We start from the raw sequence: 13,866 nt of genomic DNA, 5'->3' as shown, positions 1-13,866 counted from the left end.
CATAGATATAACTTGTTTCATTGTCTCTACCTAACAGATCAGATTGACTCTAACAGCCTGACAGCAGTCCTTTAGGCTGCCTGAGTGTAGATAGCCATCCCCCCTACGGTTTTTCTGCTAAGCAATGATCGGCTACTGAACGGTATGCTTCACCCTTCTAAAAAAAGTCGTTTTTCATAAAAATTCATTCCGCTAGGCAATAAAAAACCGCCTTAGTATGACTAAAACGGTTGTGGAATGGTTATCTATGCACTCAGATTAAGCAGTTTTAACCAGTCGGGGATGACGATTAATTAAAGACAGTAGCCGCAAGCTGCTGCCTGATGGCTTATTTCTGCCTCGCTCCCATGCTTTAACTGTATTGACTGAAACACCCATAAAATTAGCGAAATTATCTTGGTCCATGTTTAAAGTGATTCTAATTTTCTTCAGTGATTCTTTATTGAAATCGTCATCATTCAGTTTCCTCACTTTAACAGAATGACGGACACGGGTGTTTTCATCAATATGCACAATCTCAGCAATACCACTCAGATCGCCCGTCAATGCTTTAGAAACATCCCCGATACTCTCTTCTAACAACTTCATATCTTCTTTATCCATGTTTTTGTTCAATCCTTTCTACTAACTTTTTGATTAGTTTCTTTTCATCAGAGCTTAAATTCTCTTCAGACGCTTTAGCAAAGATAATGAGTGCAAAGATATCTTGCCCTCTTTTGGCGTAATAGATAATCCGGTAATCGTTCTCGATGACTCTAATCTTCCAAACATGGCCGATACCTGCACCCGACTTAGGAAATATCCTTGTATCTGGTCTTTGAGAAAGGTACTCGATAATTTTATTCTCAAACTCTTGTTTGACTTGTTCCTCATCCCTAGCGAGATGATTCTTCTTGATCGACTTCTCAAAAGATTGTGTGTAGTATATTTCCGTAAGTTCATTATCTAGTATCTAATACTCTTTGTCAATCACTCAAAAGCATATTTCAGCTTAGCTGAATGAACTTGAAAAGCTGCTTTTAGGGTTGGAATAAGCAGTAATTTTGAGTCATTTTAATAGGCAAAAACGCCTTAACCGCATGGTTTAGACGCTGCTAGAGCCCCCTATAAAAAATATTTAAAAATTTTACTTTGACACGAGACAACGGCAATGTGTGCGCTCTTCCTGCAAGCAAAGATAGGGGGGGCAGTCAAAGTTTTAAGCCGGCATTATTTTGATGGCCGTGGATACGTCCACACAGCAAAATATTAACAACCGTGCTTGCAAGCACACTTAAAACATCCCCGTTAAGCAAACAAAAACGCCCATAATGGACGCTTTTTCTTTATTCGTTAACTTGGTCTGGCTATCTGAGTAACCTCTTTAAAGGTCTTGATATCATCTCTAATGGCTTGCGAGAGCGACAAGATCACGCTTAGCCTGATGATAGCTTGCTTGCTATTTAACTCATCTAGTTTTAAGCTGCCGATCATTTTCTCTAGTCGGGTACTGTATGAACTTGCCCTATCGAGTAAGTTCCATGCTTCATTTTCAATCATGACTAGATACCTCTACAGTTTTCCTATAAGCCATATCTTCTTTGGCCATTTTACTCAAATTGCCGTCAATCTCAGAAACAAGGCTGACAATCGTACTGGTCACGCTGTTAACGTGCTGATAAGCGTCAAAGAGCTTTAAAGCCTCATCATGGTTAAAGGGGTTCATATTTTCTGTTCTTAAATCGCCATAGTTGCTCAAGATAAACATTAAATCATGGAGCTGACCAGCTTTGTAATCTGTTTCTTCAAACGTTTCTTTATTTACTGTGTAGGACATATTTTTATCTCTTTTCTAATTTAGTTAAGAGACTGATGGTGTGTGCAAAGTCATATTCATAACCTCACTTTCAAAAACTCATATTACTTTTCGTATTACTTTTGTAAGTAATATCAGGACTTATCCACAACCCTTTAAAACTTATAAAAGCCTTAACCACGGGCTTTATACGCCCTTAGAACATATCATTATGGATGGAGAGAGATTCGAACTCTCGCGCCGCATACACGACCTATCGGTTTTCTAGACCGACCCCTTCAGCCACTTGGGTATCCATCCGAACTTAAATATTCTACACTTTTAGTCTATCAAAAGTCAGCTAATCGTCCAAATTTTCAAAAAAGCTTGATAAAAGGAATCGGGCACGCCTCATCCTGAGCCTAAATGAAGTCATAAATAGTTTAGAATTAGTGCGTGGTAGAAAATCAGCAAATACATATTTCAATTCCAAAGAAAGCTTTGGATAAATTGTCCCTGAATTACGGTGATGAATTGCTGGCTCAAATTGATCGTGACCGAATCATTATTCAGCCAAAGCCTGAAAAAGCCAATAGTCAGACACAATCACTGCGATGGTTTATGCTGCCTGCTCTGTTGGCTGGCGTTGTTGCACTAATCAACTTTTTCATTCAAAAAACACGTTACGTTAAACTATCAGGTGGAAATTCGATCAGTCAAATAACCATCTATCTAGCTGTCGTCTTTGGTTTTGTTGTCTTTTTAGCTGCGCTGCTTCTGTTAGGCGGCAAACAATTAGTCATGGCCAGCCTTTGGAGCAAAATTCGATCCGTTCTGACATTATCAATCGCATTTACGATTTTGAACTTCTCAATCACTTCATTCTGCTTTTATTTCATCGATTTAGCCTTCCATGGCGTCATGCTTGATCGTTATACCAGTTCAGCCTTAATAGCCGGTTTTGTGGGCATTTCCTGTTATTTAATGATGAATGCTGCATTATCGATTAATTTCTCTACAATCACGACTACGCTGATTTTGACCTTAGTGGGCGGCATCTTTTTATCCATGATTACAAATAAACAGCAAAATTGGTGGCAAATTAATTTCTCCTACCTCGGTTCTAATCTATCAAACAACTGGTGGCAGTTTAATTTCACCCTCATTTTTTCAGCCTCGATTATGCTGACTTTGATTGATTATATTTTTTCACTGCTGTCTTTAATTCCTAAATTCATTACAATTCAAACACGGATTCTACGGATTTTGCTGACAGGCTCGTCAATCGCCTTCGGGTTAGTCGGTGTTTTTCAAAATAATCGCGCCATCGATTGGCTGCATCAGCTGCATTGGTGGACATCCAATCTGCTTGTTGCATTTATTCTACTGATAATTATTGGTATTCGCTGGTTGCTGCCAGGTATTACAAGAGAATTTCTGCTAACAGCCTATGGTTTTGCCGGCTTGCTAGCCTTATCGGAAATCTTGTTTCAGTGGGTTCATTACCTGTCGCTAACGGCTTTTGAAATCATTTCATTTGGGCTAGCTTTTGGCTGGTTAATTTTACTAATGCAGAATTTAAATAACCTCTACCTGGAAAACGCCGAAATCTTCACGATTGAAATAAAATAAAAAGCTCTGGCAAGAAATCACCAGAGCTTTTTTAATCATTCTTTTTAGATTTACATATGAGTAAAATCAAAGACTTTACGTCCGGTAATTTTACCTTCTTTCATCTCTTCAATCACATCATTGATATCTTTCAAATCAACTTTTTCAACGATTGGTGTGACTTTGCCTTCAGCGCCAAACTGGAAGGCTTCTTTCAAATCTGCACGTGTGCCAACCAAAGAACCGCGAACTTCAATACCATCTAAGACTGTCTTAGCAATATTCAAAGCCATATCGCCTTGAGGTAATGCAACGGCAACTAGTTTGCCCAATGGGCGAAGAACGTTAACAGCTTGAGAGAAGGCTGCATCATTGACAGCCGTTACTTGGGCATTATGAACACCACCAGTTAATTTGTTAACTTTAGCAACGACATCTTCAGTTTTGCGATTAACAATAATATCGGCACCGTTTTCTTTAGCGGCTTCCAATTTATCAGGGTTGCCATCAATAGCAACAACGTGCGCGCCGAAAACATTATGTGCATATTGAACAGCTAGGTTGCCAAGTCCGCCAGCACCATGGACTGATACCCACTGACCAGGCTTCGTCTCACCGACTTTCAATGCTTTATACATCGTGACACCGGCACACGTGATGGAAGAAGCAGCCGCTGGATCCAAATCGGATGGCACCTTCACTGCATATTTTGCGTTCACAACAACTTGTTGAGCCATCGCACCATCAACAGTATAGCCAGAATTTCTTACCTTACGGCAGAACGTCTCATTGCCTGAAACACAATAATCACACACACCACAAGCATCATAGAACCAAGCAATTGAAACACGGTCACCGACTTTCAAATACTGATCCGCACCTTCACCAAGTTTAGAAACAATACCGACACCTTCATGACCGATAACACGGCGCCAACTGCCGTTGCGCGTTCCCATGGTATTAGGATCACCAAAATCTCCGCTTGCACAATGCAAATCCGTGTGGCATAAACCACAGTATTCAACATCGACCAAAGCATCACCAAAAGCCAGTTTACGAGGCTCCCAGTCATCTACTAAATCAACAAATCCATCATTTTTTTCTCGAACAAGAGCTGCTTTCATTTTTGTCTCCGACCTCTTTTTAGGTAGTTTATTTCGATTTTTGTATTAGTTTGTACAAAAATTTACAAACTCAATATAGCATACATTTGTGAAAATAAAAACATTGTGAAAACTGTCAATAAAAAAAGCTGTCTCATTGGACAGCCTGACCCTCAAGTGCTTGTTTAACTAAAGACCAACGAGCCATGAAAATTGGTTTCGCCTGTGTGGCACGATTGGCTGGCGAAGTCGAAGGCAAGTAAATAGCTTTTTGGCCAATTGTCGGTGCCACTAGCTGATTGAAGAGCTCTGTTGATTTTTTGCCTTCTGTAAAAATCGTTTGAATTTGTGAGCTTGCTAATAAATTTGTAAAATCATTTGCAACCGGGTTTTTAATTGTCGCATCCTGGGAACCGATAATATCGGCTTCTGCGAGCGTCTGCCAAATAGCAACATGATTCCTTAAAGCAAAATTGCGACGCGATTCTATGGTCTTATCAGCCTCTTTTTGGCCGAGGACTTTAGCTAAAGTCTGCCAAAAAATGTTTTGCGGACTGCCATAATAAAAACCGAAAGATAAAGATTTGGGTGATGGCAGCGACCCAAGCAGCAAAACTTGAGAGTGTACATCATAAAGTGGCGGCCAGGGATGCACAACATGCTGATAATCAAGCTTGTGTTGTTTCGTTTGTGCTGCTTGAACCCGTTTCAAAAGCAACTCCCTGACGTGTTAGATAATTTGCGAGAACTTTAGCATTATTCTCATGGTTCTCTCTAGAGGCATACAGCAAAATACTATCTGGATGATCTTTTAAAGTCTGCAAAAACTCGACAGTAGCTGGATTGCTGGATAATTCTGTCAAATAAATTGCGCGAAAAGCCATCTCATCTAAATCTTCATCGTGGTACTTCTGCCGCAAATCTTCGGATGGCGCAATCTCTTTTGCCCAAAGATCAATCGCAGCTTTCTCTTTACTGACACCACGCGGCCAAAGCCTATCAATTAAAACCCGATACCCTTTTGATTCGGATCCGTAAATTCTCTCAAATTTGATCATATACCCCTTATTCTAGCTTGCAAATTTTTTTTGGCTAATCATTTATGAGACATTTAAGATTGCCAAAACATTAAAAGAAAGTCTAATAAAGACTAACATGTATTTCTCGTAACACATGAAATAAAGAAAGAATTACTTAAAATTGTAAACACTACTTGAAAAAGATTGTCTCGGCTAATCGCTGGTTTTCGAGCTTCCTTTACATCATTCTCAGCTTTTTGATGTCCAAGGTACCCTCTGACATAGTTGCTGACATAGTTGCATTCATCCGCCGGCTTAGCCCATTGTCACATTATGGCGAGCCTGGCCTGTATCGGGAATTCGGTCCAAGATAGCCATGTCAGCGTCTGAAAGTTGGAAATCAAGCGTCGCATTGGATTTGGCATGTTCGGATCTTGTTGCTCTTGGCAAAGGCAGAATATCTTTTTGCAGCACATATTTCAGCGCGATTTGCGGAACAGAAACCTGATATTTTTCCGCAATTTTCTGGATCTCATCTTGCGTTGCCAAGCCGCCGGTCGCCAGCGGTGAATAGGCTTCGACTTGGATACCGAGTGATTTCGTAAAGGCCGTAATTTTTGGTTGTGTCCAGCCAATATAATATTCAATCTGATTGACAGCCGGCTTCACGGTCCACATGGTTTGCAGATTTTTCAAATCGTGGACATCGAAATTCGAAACACCGATTGCCTTGGCACGGCCGGAATGATAAATCTCTTCCATTGTCTGCCAAGCTTCCTGATTAGCACCATCATAGCGATAATCTAGATTAATATCAGACCATGGCCATGGTGCATGAATCAAATAGAGATCAACATAATCTGTCTGTAAGCGGTCCAAAGATTCCTGGAAATTCTTCAAAATATCATCATGATTTTTAATTTCAGCCGGCAATTTTGTCGTCAGAAAAATATCTTTTCTATCAATGCCAGAATCTTTGATTGCACGGCCGACAGAAGGCTCATTAAAATAATGAAAAGCCGTATCAATGTGGCGGTAGCCAATTTTCAAAGCTTCCGCGACAGCATGATAGGCTTGGTCCCCATCGGCTAATCGCCAAGTGCCAAAAGCAATTTTTGGAATTTTGTTTTGATTATTCAATTGAAAAGTTTCATCTAAAATACTCATACCTCAATTATACGTTGTGCCTCGATTTTTAAAATCTTATTTGAAACTGCCTGAATCAAAGTCAAATCATGAGAAATGATCAGTACACCGCCTGTATAATCAGTCAAGAAATCTTGTAAAGCCTCAATCGCCGATAAGTCGAGAAAATTTGTCGGTTCGTCTAAAATCAGCAGATTAGCATCCGATAATAGGACTTTAATCAAAGCTAATTTGATTTTCTCACCGCCTGATAAACTGCCGCTTTTTTGAAAAACTTTATCTCGGCGTATACCAAAAGCGCCTAAAAAGTCTCGCGCTGTCTGTTCATTTTCCAAAGAACCATCAAGCACATTTTCTAAGAGATTGCGATCATTGCGTATTTGGCTGAGGTCTTGATGAAAGTAGCCGATTTTCAGATTATCGGCTCTTGTAACTTGCGGCGGCTGAGCTTGTAAAATTTTTTCGATGGAAGTCGTCTTGCCAGAACCATTTTCTCCGATTAAAGCTGCTTTATCACCAGCAGCGATGGAAAAAGTCAGATCGGAAACCAGTGTCTGCCCATCTCGGACAACGTCCAAATTCAAAATTTTTATCAGGTTTTTGCCGGCAGCCATATGAAGCGGATGCTGCAGTTTCAGCTTTTTTTGGACAAAAGGTTTTGAAACGTCATTTAAATTATCCATATGTTGGTGCAGATTTTTCGCCACTTGAAACATCTGTTTGGCGACTTTAGCATGAAAAGGATCCCGTACACTATGATTGCTAATCCTTTGTGCTTCGCCACGAACCCTGTTTTCCGCCTTCTGGAGCTTCTTTTTCTTGTTACGGCTTTCCTTGAATGCCGCAGCTTGACTTTCGGCTTGTGCTGCCCGTGTGTCCAAAAAATTTTTTAAAGTTGACGAAAACACTGTCAACTGATGGTTCTGAAAAGCCCAGATTTCTTGAGCAAACTGGTCAAGAAAATAGCGGTCATGAGAAACAGCCAGCACGCTGCCGGAAAACTTTTTCAATCTGCCCAGCAGCCAATTGACGTTTTCCTGATCCAGATGTGTCGTGGGTTCATCCAAGATCAATAAATCCGGACGCTTTAATAGAGCTTCTTCGATCAAACGTCGAACACGCTGTCCGCCAGATAGCTGATCAAAATCATTTATTTGAGCAACAAAGGCCAAAGAACCACTAACGTGCAGCTGCCCGCTAAAATCCTTATCTCGGCCAGCAATTATATTTAAGAGCGTGGTCTTGCCCTGACCGTTATCTCCGATAACCCCAACACGCGCCCGATTTTCGATAAACGCTTTGTCAACTGCAAACAGCTGTTGGCCATCAACTCTTTTTTCTAATTTTGTAATATTTAGAGACATAAAAACCACCTTTTAGAAATCGGTGGTTTCAAACAATATTAAAAATACACCAATCTCGAATTTTATCTATTTAAAATCAATGTATTCTTCACTGGACTTACCTCTTTAAAATTATTATAACAAAGTCTGCAAATAGGCCAGAATTTTTTTGTGTGATGCGAAATGGATCTCAGGCAAATGATCAAAATCAAAAAAAGCGATGGCTTTTGTTTCATGTTTATCAAATGCAGCCGGCTGATTTTTAACAGCTGTTACGAGATAAAAAGGTGTCAATACTTGTGTCTGATCACCGTTTGGATAAGTGAAAAATTCCTGATCAAAATTAGTTAGGAAACGATAGGACAAAATTTCCAAGCCGGCATCTTCTTTAAATTCCCGTTTGAGCGTCTCTTCAACACGTTCGCCATATTCCATATAGCCGCCTGGCAGCCCCCAGCCGCCGGTGTCGGCACGTTCTTGCAGCAGAATTTTATCATCTTTGATATATGCCCCACCAACGCCAACCATGATGAGCGGCATGTGTCCAACCTTTGCACGAATATCTTTTACATAATCAGCCATAATACCATTATATTGAAAAAAGCCTACCAATTAGTGGCAGGCCCTGATCACTCATTTACTTTTTTCCGCTTGTTTGTGGATTAATAGATCGATTTTTCCTTTTTTAGCACCTACCGTCACCGAATCACCAGCCTTGATTCTGCCGGACAGTAATGCGTCAGACACTACATCTTCGACATTATTTTGGAAGGCGCGGCGAATTGGACGAGCACCATATTCGGGATCAAATCCAGCTTGAGCAACTAAGTCAATGGCCGTTTTACTCATTTTAATCGCAACACCTTGTTCAGCGACACGCTCCAAAATACCATGGCTCATTAATTCAACGATTTTATGCAGTTCAGTCTTGTTCAGAGAATGGAAGATAATTGTCTCATCAATTCGATTGATAAATTCCGGACGGAACCTTTCTTTTAAGGCTGCGCGAATTTCACTGGACATCGCCTGATAATTATCCTGCGGCTCAATGGCGCCAAAACCAACATGCTTGTTATCGCGCACACGCGTCGCACCTAAATTCGACGTCATAATGATAATCGTGTTTCTAAAATCAACCTTGCGTCCTTTAGAATCCGTCATATAGCCATCATCAAATACTTGAAGCAATAAATTAAAGATATCAGGATGCGCCTTTTCAGCCTCATCTAGCAAAACAACCGAGTAAGGATGATTGCGAACGCGCTCAGTTAATTGTCCGCCTTCGTCATAGCCGACATAGCCGGGTGCTGAACCGATTAAACGCGAAGCAGAGTATGACTCTTGGTATTCAGACATATCAACACGAATCATATTATCTTCCGAATCAAACATTGCCTCAGCTAGTGCTTTAGCCAATTCAGTCTTTCCAACACCAGTCGGCCCAAGGAACATAAAGGTACCAATTGGCCGACTAGGATCTTTGATACCGGACCGTGCGCGACGAATAGCCCGTGCCACAGCAGAGATGGCTTCGTTTTGGCCAACAACTCGGCGATGCAGAATCGCCTCCAAATGCAGCAAACGATCAGATTCCGACTTCTGCAGCTGTGTCACTGGTACGCCAGTTTGCTGACCAACGACTTCAGCAATATCTTTTTCAGTCACGGTTAAACCATAGCCATGACCTTTGCTGCCATTAATTAACGTATCCGTCTCAATCAAGGCTAATTGTTTTCTAATCTTGATTTCATCCTGACGGATTTTAGTGGCTTTATCAAAATCCCCAGAGGAAACAGCATCATCCAACTGATCCCGCAACTGTGCCAGGTGTTTTTCCAATTCGGCTTTTTTATCTTCGGGCTGAACCGTATCAATTCTGACTTTAGCTGCCGCTTCATCCATCAAATCAATCGCTTTATCCGGCAGGAACCGATCCGTGATATAACGCGAACTTAATTTAACCGCTGCTTCAATTGACTGATCAGAAATATTAACATGATGATGTTCTTCATATCGAGGGCGTAAACCCTTTAAAATCTGTACCGAATCATCTTCATTCGGTTCATCAATCGTTACACTGGCAAAACGCCGTTCCAAAGCCTGATCAGATTCAATATACTTCTGATATTCATCAAAGGTCGTCGCACCGATTGTCTGCAGTTCACCTCGAGCTAAAGCTGGCTTTAGTAAATTTGAAGCGTCCAATGCACCTTCAGCACCGCCTGCACCTATTAATGTATGCAATTCATCAATAAACAGAATGACCTGCCCATCATTGTGAATTTCATTAATAATTTTCTTTAAACGATCTTCAAACTCACCACGATATTTGGTACCAGCAATCAAAGCACCCATATCCAATGCCATTAAACGCTTATGAGCTAAATCAAAAGGTACTTGGCCACTGACGATTTTCTCGGCTAATCCTTCGGCAATCGCCGTCTTTCCGACACCAGGTTCACCAATCAAGACAGGATTATTTTTCGTTCGGCGACTCAAGATCTGAATCACCCGATGGACTTCTTGGTCTCGTCCGACGACTGGATCAATTTGGCCTGCCTGAGCCATCGCAGTTAAATCCCGAGACATTGAATCAAGTGTCGGCGTTCCGGCTTGATTAGACTGATTTTGTACCTGAGCTGCCCGCTGCTGCGTTGGATCAACACCAATTCGCTTGAAAACAGCTTTCGTCAAATCCTGCAGACGAACATCAAGACTGGCCAAAATCCTCGAACTAAGAATGGACTCGTCATTTAGCAGAGCCAACAACAGATGTTCTGTCGCAATTTTTTTTGCACCCAAGCTTTGTGCCTGTAAGGCAGCATTTTTTAAAATTTCCTGTGCCTTTGGCGAATAAGCCAAAAAGCCGGCTGTCACATTCTCATGCGAACCGTAGCCTGTAAATTGTTCGATTTCATTTCTAATGTCATCATCGGTAACGTTATAGTCTTGAAGAACTTTGCTGGCCAAGCCATCTTTTTCGAGTGCCAAAGCCAATAACAAATGTTCGGAACCGACAATTTCATGTTTAAAATACTTCGCCTGTTCTTGGGCTAGAAGTAAAACATTTTTTGCTGAAGTTGTGTATTGATTATCCATGTGTGTTTGTACTCTCAAATCTCAGTCGATTGACCATGCCAACAAGGACACGAGCCCTAACCGTGTTTTCAGATACTTTATCAGAAATCCGCAAAGAATTCTTGTCAATGGCTGCCGCCATCAGATTTGCCTCACGTTCGCTGACCACTTTATCATTCAATAGTGCCGTAATAATTTGTCCAGCATTATTCTCACCAATCGAATCACCGATATAATCGATCAGTTCATCGAAAATTTTGGTATCGTCAACCAAGTCAACATGTTCAATACGAATATATCCGCCGCCGCCTCGCTTGGATTCGACAACATAACCGTTTTGCAGTGTAAATCGTGTATTAATCACGTAATTAATCTGGCTTGGCACAACAGCAAAACGACTGGCGATTTCGCTGCGTTTAATTTCAGCAAAATCATCCTGACTGAGGATTTCCTTTAAGTATTGTTCAATTAAATCTGATATATTCGCTTCTGCCATTATTTGACCATTCCTGACTATTATTATAAACAGAAACGGCCGGAAAGGCCAACCCTAAAAAAACTGGCCCTTGTTTAACGGCCTTCTAGGTGTATATCAACTTCCTGACCATCTTTTAATTTAGTCAATTTTCGTCGTGCCGAAAACCAAGCTGGCGTCAAAGCTAGCAAAGATCCCGCCCAAGCTAAAGGCGACCCAAGAACTGCACCGGTATAACCAAACAAGCCAACAAGAACGAGGCCGGCGAAAGCTCTCATAGATAATTCAAAGATACCGGCTACCGTGGGTACCGATGCATTGCCCAGGCCTTGTAAGGTATACCGTATCAGGAATAGAGTGGCCAGCAAGATATAGGGCCCGCCGTTAACCAGAAAATAGGTGCGGGAAAGTGCCAGTACATTGTTTTGCTGACTTCCGGAGCCCAAAATGAACTGAATCAGATAATGGCCGAAATTAATTTCCAAAATCGACATTAAGACAGCCCAGCTGCCGCTGACAAACAAAGCCTGTTTCACTCCCTCTAAAATGCGTGAGTATTTTTTTGCGCCAAGATTCTGGGCTGTAAAAGTGGCCATTGTGATCCCCACACTCATCATTGGCAAAGTTGCCAGTTGGTCAATTCGTGAAGCTGCACCTGAAGACGCAACAGAATCGGTGCCTAAGGTATTCAAAGCTGTTTGCAGAATAACGGCACCAATCGCGATAATTGAATTCTGAAAAGCCATCGGCAAACCAGAATGAAGATGCTCTTTAATGTCTAACCAGCTTGTATGCCAATCATGGCGATGAACTTGCAAAACAGGCAAAACCCGATAGATATAGACAAAACTAATTGCACCGGAAATAAATTGCGCAATCACGGTTGCAAAGGCTGCACCGGAAACTCCCCAAGAAAAAACAACAATGAAGAGTAATTCAAGAACAATATTGAAAAAAACAGCCACAATCAGAAAAATCAACGGCGCACGCGAATTGCCAACAGCACGCATGGCATTGGCCGCGAGATTATAACTCATCGTTGTAAACATAAATCCTAACAAGATTGTGAGGAAAATATTTGCCTGCTCCATAACGGCTTGCGGTGTTTGCATTAATTGCAGAATTTCCTTATTAAAGACAACAGCAATAAAGGTCATAATAGCTGTCAGCGCGGCTGTACAGAAAATTGTCGTCACCATAGACTGGCGAACGCCTCTTAAATCTCCGGCACCAAAACGTTTAGCCGTAATAATTGCAGTGCCTGCAGTAAATCCTTGTGCAAAACCCACCAGCAGCCAATTGAGAGTTGTAGCCAAAGAGACTGCAGCTAGAGCATTAACACCTAGCGTGCGTCCGACAATAACTGTATCCGTCAGCGTATACAATTGCTGAAAGAGATTCCCTAAGAGCAGCGGAATCGTAAAGAAAATTATTAATTTAAGAGGCTTTCCTTCAGTCAGGCTATGCATAAAGTTGTCCTTTGTTATGTGTAAATTCTGTAATTAATCCAAAGATCCCGGTTTGAAGGTAGTGCTGATTGCTTCTGGCTGAATGCTAAGAAAAAATTAAGGGTTAAAAATGAATGTGACGCAAATGATTTTTTTTGAAACATCAGCTGCTGGGCGTTGCTATAGATCTCCAGACGTTGTGTTTCAGTTTGGTTTTGAAACACTAGCGCTGCTTGTTCCCGTTCATCTCGCGCCGCTAGAGCAAAAAGTAATGCTGGCATGTTATCCGTTTGGTCCAAAAAACTCTGCCAATCAAAAAATTGTGTTCGATCAGGCCAGGGCCGCATTCCGCTGTTAGAAAAATCCGTTCGGATTTTTCCCAGAGACAGTTCGGATAGAGTGATTGGCTGGTAATTATCAGCCCATAGCTGTAATTGAGGCCAAAGACCATGTTCTAAATTCAAATTCTGTTCAGTGGATTGGCCATTACTGAATTTAGCCGATAGAGAGTCATCTTCAAACAAACTGTATGAAATTTGTTTTTCTGGATCACCGCTTTTTTGCTTTAGTGGTGACAACGTGAATGTCAATGAATTTTCATGAACAGTAACTTCTGCATGCTGGTCATGAGCATACTGTCGCGTGTGAAATATGCTCTGGTCCAAAGAGATTGATCGGTCAATCGACTGAGAAAAAGCATACCCGTCCAAAGACGCCGTAAGACCATTGACTGAAATTCGAACACCGTGAGCATTTTCTAGCGAATACTCTTTAATCGCCTGGTCAGAATTGTCATAAATTTTAGTTATTGCGGATTTCATAACTTTTTGTTGACTACTCGCAATCTCGTACCAAAATATTTTCTGGTC

Annotated in this window: 15 protein-coding genes and 1 tRNA gene; 1 reads left to right on the top strand and 15 read right to left on the bottom strand. The window is 41.3% G+C overall.

The features are described 5' to 3' along the window. Nucleotides 1–258 precede the first annotated feature (258 nt). The 5 genes from NRF22_RS07735 to NRF22_RS07720 form a co-directional block, all read right to left on the bottom strand. Nucleotides 259–603 carry a type II toxin-antitoxin system MqsA family antitoxin gene (locus NRF22_RS07735; RefSeq protein ID WP_050498730.1) on the bottom strand — a complete coding sequence of 115 codons (345 nt, stop codon included), beginning with the start codon at nt 601–603 and terminating at the stop codon, nt 259–261. Then, nucleotides 596–898, bottom strand: coding sequence for a type II toxin-antitoxin system RelE/ParE family toxin (locus tag NRF22_RS08885; RefSeq protein WP_412178729.1), 303 nt, complete (start codon nt 896–898; stop codon nt 596–598). Before NRF22_RS08885 ends, NRF22_RS07735 begins: the two co-directional genes overlap by 8 nt. Nucleotides 899–1,332: 434 nt before the next feature. After that, nucleotides 1,333–1,539, bottom strand: coding sequence for a hypothetical protein (locus NRF22_RS07730; protein ID WP_186414122.1), 207 nt, complete (start codon nt 1,537–1,539; stop codon nt 1,333–1,335). Beyond that, nucleotides 1,532–1,816: a hypothetical protein gene (locus tag NRF22_RS07725; RefSeq protein WP_186414121.1), complete on the bottom strand. Its 285-nt coding sequence runs from the start codon at nt 1,814–1,816 to the stop codon at nt 1,532–1,534. Before NRF22_RS07725 ends, NRF22_RS07730 begins: the two co-directional genes overlap by 8 nt. Nucleotides 1,817–2,007: 191 nt before the next feature. Then, nucleotides 2,008–2,095, bottom strand: a tRNA-Ser gene (locus NRF22_RS07720). Between the two features lie 135 nt (nt 2,096–2,230). Between NRF22_RS07720 and NRF22_RS07715 the strand changes: the two genes are divergently transcribed. Next, the gene (locus NRF22_RS07715) at nt 2,231–3,406 is read left to right on the top strand and encodes an AbrB/MazE/SpoVT family DNA-binding domain-containing protein (protein ID WP_263779970.1); all 1,176 of its coding nucleotides are present in this window, start codon (nt 2,231–2,233) and stop codon (nt 3,404–3,406) included. 50 nt (nt 3,407–3,456) lie between these two features. On the opposite strand, the gene adhP is transcribed toward NRF22_RS07715, so the two are convergent. The 10 genes from adhP to NRF22_RS07665 all read right to left on the bottom strand — a co-directional run bounded on the left by adhP (nt 3,457) and on the right by NRF22_RS07665 (nt 13,818). Next, the gene (adhP, locus tag NRF22_RS07710) at nt 3,457–4,509 is read right to left on the bottom strand and encodes an alcohol dehydrogenase AdhP (protein ID WP_007745756.1); all 1,053 of its coding nucleotides are present in this window, start codon (nt 4,507–4,509) and stop codon (nt 3,457–3,459) included. Between the two features lie 133 nt (nt 4,510–4,642). Next, on the bottom strand, nt 4,643–5,200 hold the full coding sequence (locus tag NRF22_RS07705) for a DNA-deoxyinosine glycosylase (RefSeq protein WP_263779969.1): 558 nt from the start codon (nt 5,198–5,200) through the stop codon (nt 4,643–4,645). Beyond that, nucleotides 5,157–5,546, bottom strand: a complete 390-nt coding sequence (locus NRF22_RS07700) for a DUF488 domain-containing protein (protein ID WP_263779968.1) — start codon at nt 5,544–5,546, stop codon at nt 5,157–5,159. Before NRF22_RS07700 ends, NRF22_RS07705 begins: the two co-directional genes overlap by 44 nt. Before the next feature lie 276 nt (nt 5,547–5,822). After that, the gene (locus NRF22_RS07695) at nt 5,823–6,674 is read right to left on the bottom strand and encodes an aldo/keto reductase (RefSeq protein WP_263779967.1); all 852 of its coding nucleotides are present in this window, start codon (nt 6,672–6,674) and stop codon (nt 5,823–5,825) included. Beyond that, nucleotides 6,671–8,017 (bottom strand): ABC-F family ATP-binding cassette domain-containing protein, encoded by a 1,347-nt coding sequence (locus tag NRF22_RS07690; RefSeq protein ID WP_263779966.1) that lies wholly within the window; start codon nt 8,015–8,017, stop codon nt 6,671–6,673. Before NRF22_RS07690 ends, NRF22_RS07695 begins: the two co-directional genes overlap by 4 nt. Before the next feature lie 114 nt (nt 8,018–8,131). Continuing rightward, a complete protein-coding gene (locus NRF22_RS07685; protein WP_263779965.1) occupies nt 8,132–8,578 on the bottom strand; it encodes an NUDIX hydrolase in 447 nt (148 codons plus the stop codon). Nucleotides 8,579–8,629: 51 nt separating this feature from the next. Continuing rightward, a complete protein-coding gene (locus NRF22_RS07680; RefSeq protein WP_263779964.1) occupies nt 8,630–11,095 on the bottom strand; it encodes an ATP-dependent Clp protease ATP-binding subunit in 2,466 nt (821 codons plus the stop codon). Further along, a complete protein-coding gene (locus NRF22_RS07675) occupies nt 11,088–11,570 on the bottom strand; it encodes a CtsR family transcriptional regulator (protein WP_007745749.1) in 483 nt (160 codons plus the stop codon). Before NRF22_RS07675 ends, NRF22_RS07680 begins: the two co-directional genes overlap by 8 nt. 74 nt (nt 11,571–11,644) lie before the next feature. Further along, entirely contained in the window at nt 11,645–13,018 is a 1,374-nt protein-coding gene (locus tag NRF22_RS07670; RefSeq protein ID WP_263779963.1) for an MATE family efflux transporter, read from the bottom strand. 14 nt (nt 13,019–13,032) lie between these two features. Then, entirely contained in the window at nt 13,033–13,818 is a 786-nt protein-coding gene (locus NRF22_RS07665) for a hypothetical protein (RefSeq protein WP_263779962.1), read from the bottom strand. Nucleotides 13,819–13,866 lie beyond the last annotated feature (48 nt).

Source organism: Oenococcus kitaharae (assembly GCF_025758695.1).
GTDB classification, from domain to species: Bacteria; Bacillota; Bacilli; order Lactobacillales; family Lactobacillaceae; genus Oenococcus; species Oenococcus kitaharae_A.
This window is presented reverse-complemented; position numbering and strand designations above follow the sequence as displayed.

Coding starts and splice junctions, on each gene's coding strand:
- NRF22_RS07735 (WP_050498730.1), bottom strand. CDS start 603: ATGGATAAAGAAGATATGAAGTTGTTAGAAGAGAGTATCGGGGATGTT.
- NRF22_RS07730 (WP_186414122.1), bottom strand. CDS start 1,539: ATGATTGAAAATGAAGCATGGAACTTACTCGATAGGGCAAGTTCATAC.
- NRF22_RS07725 (WP_186414121.1), bottom strand. CDS start 1,816: ATGTCCTACACAGTAAATAAAGAAACGTTTGAAGAAACAGATTACAAA.
- adhP (WP_007745756.1), bottom strand. CDS start 4,509: ATGAAAGCAGCTCTTGTTCGAGAAAAAAATGATGGATTTGTTGATTTA.
- NRF22_RS07700 (WP_263779968.1), bottom strand. CDS start 5,546: ATGATCAAATTTGAGAGAATTTACGGATCCGAATCAAAAGGGTATCGG.
- NRF22_RS07695 (WP_263779967.1), bottom strand. CDS start 6,674: ATGAGTATTTTAGATGAAACTTTTCAATTGAATAATCAAAACAAAATT.
- NRF22_RS07690 (WP_263779966.1), bottom strand. CDS start 8,017: ATGTCTCTAAATATTACAAAATTAGAAAAAAGAGTTGATGGCCAACAG.
- NRF22_RS07685 (WP_263779965.1), bottom strand. CDS start 8,578: ATGGCTGATTATGTAAAAGATATTCGTGCAAAGGTTGGACACATGCCG.
- NRF22_RS07680 (WP_263779964.1), bottom strand. CDS start 11,095: ATGGATAATCAATACACAACTTCAGCAAAAAATGTTTTACTTCTAGCC.
- NRF22_RS07675 (WP_007745749.1), bottom strand. CDS start 11,570: ATGGCAGAAGCGAATATATCAGATTTAATTGAACAATACTTAAAGGAA.
- NRF22_RS07670 (WP_263779963.1), bottom strand. CDS start 13,018: ATGCATAGCCTGACTGAAGGAAAGCCTCTTAAATTAATAATTTTCTTT.
- NRF22_RS07665 (WP_263779962.1), bottom strand. CDS start 13,818: ATGAAATCCGCAATAACTAAAATTTATGACAATTCTGACCAGGCGATT.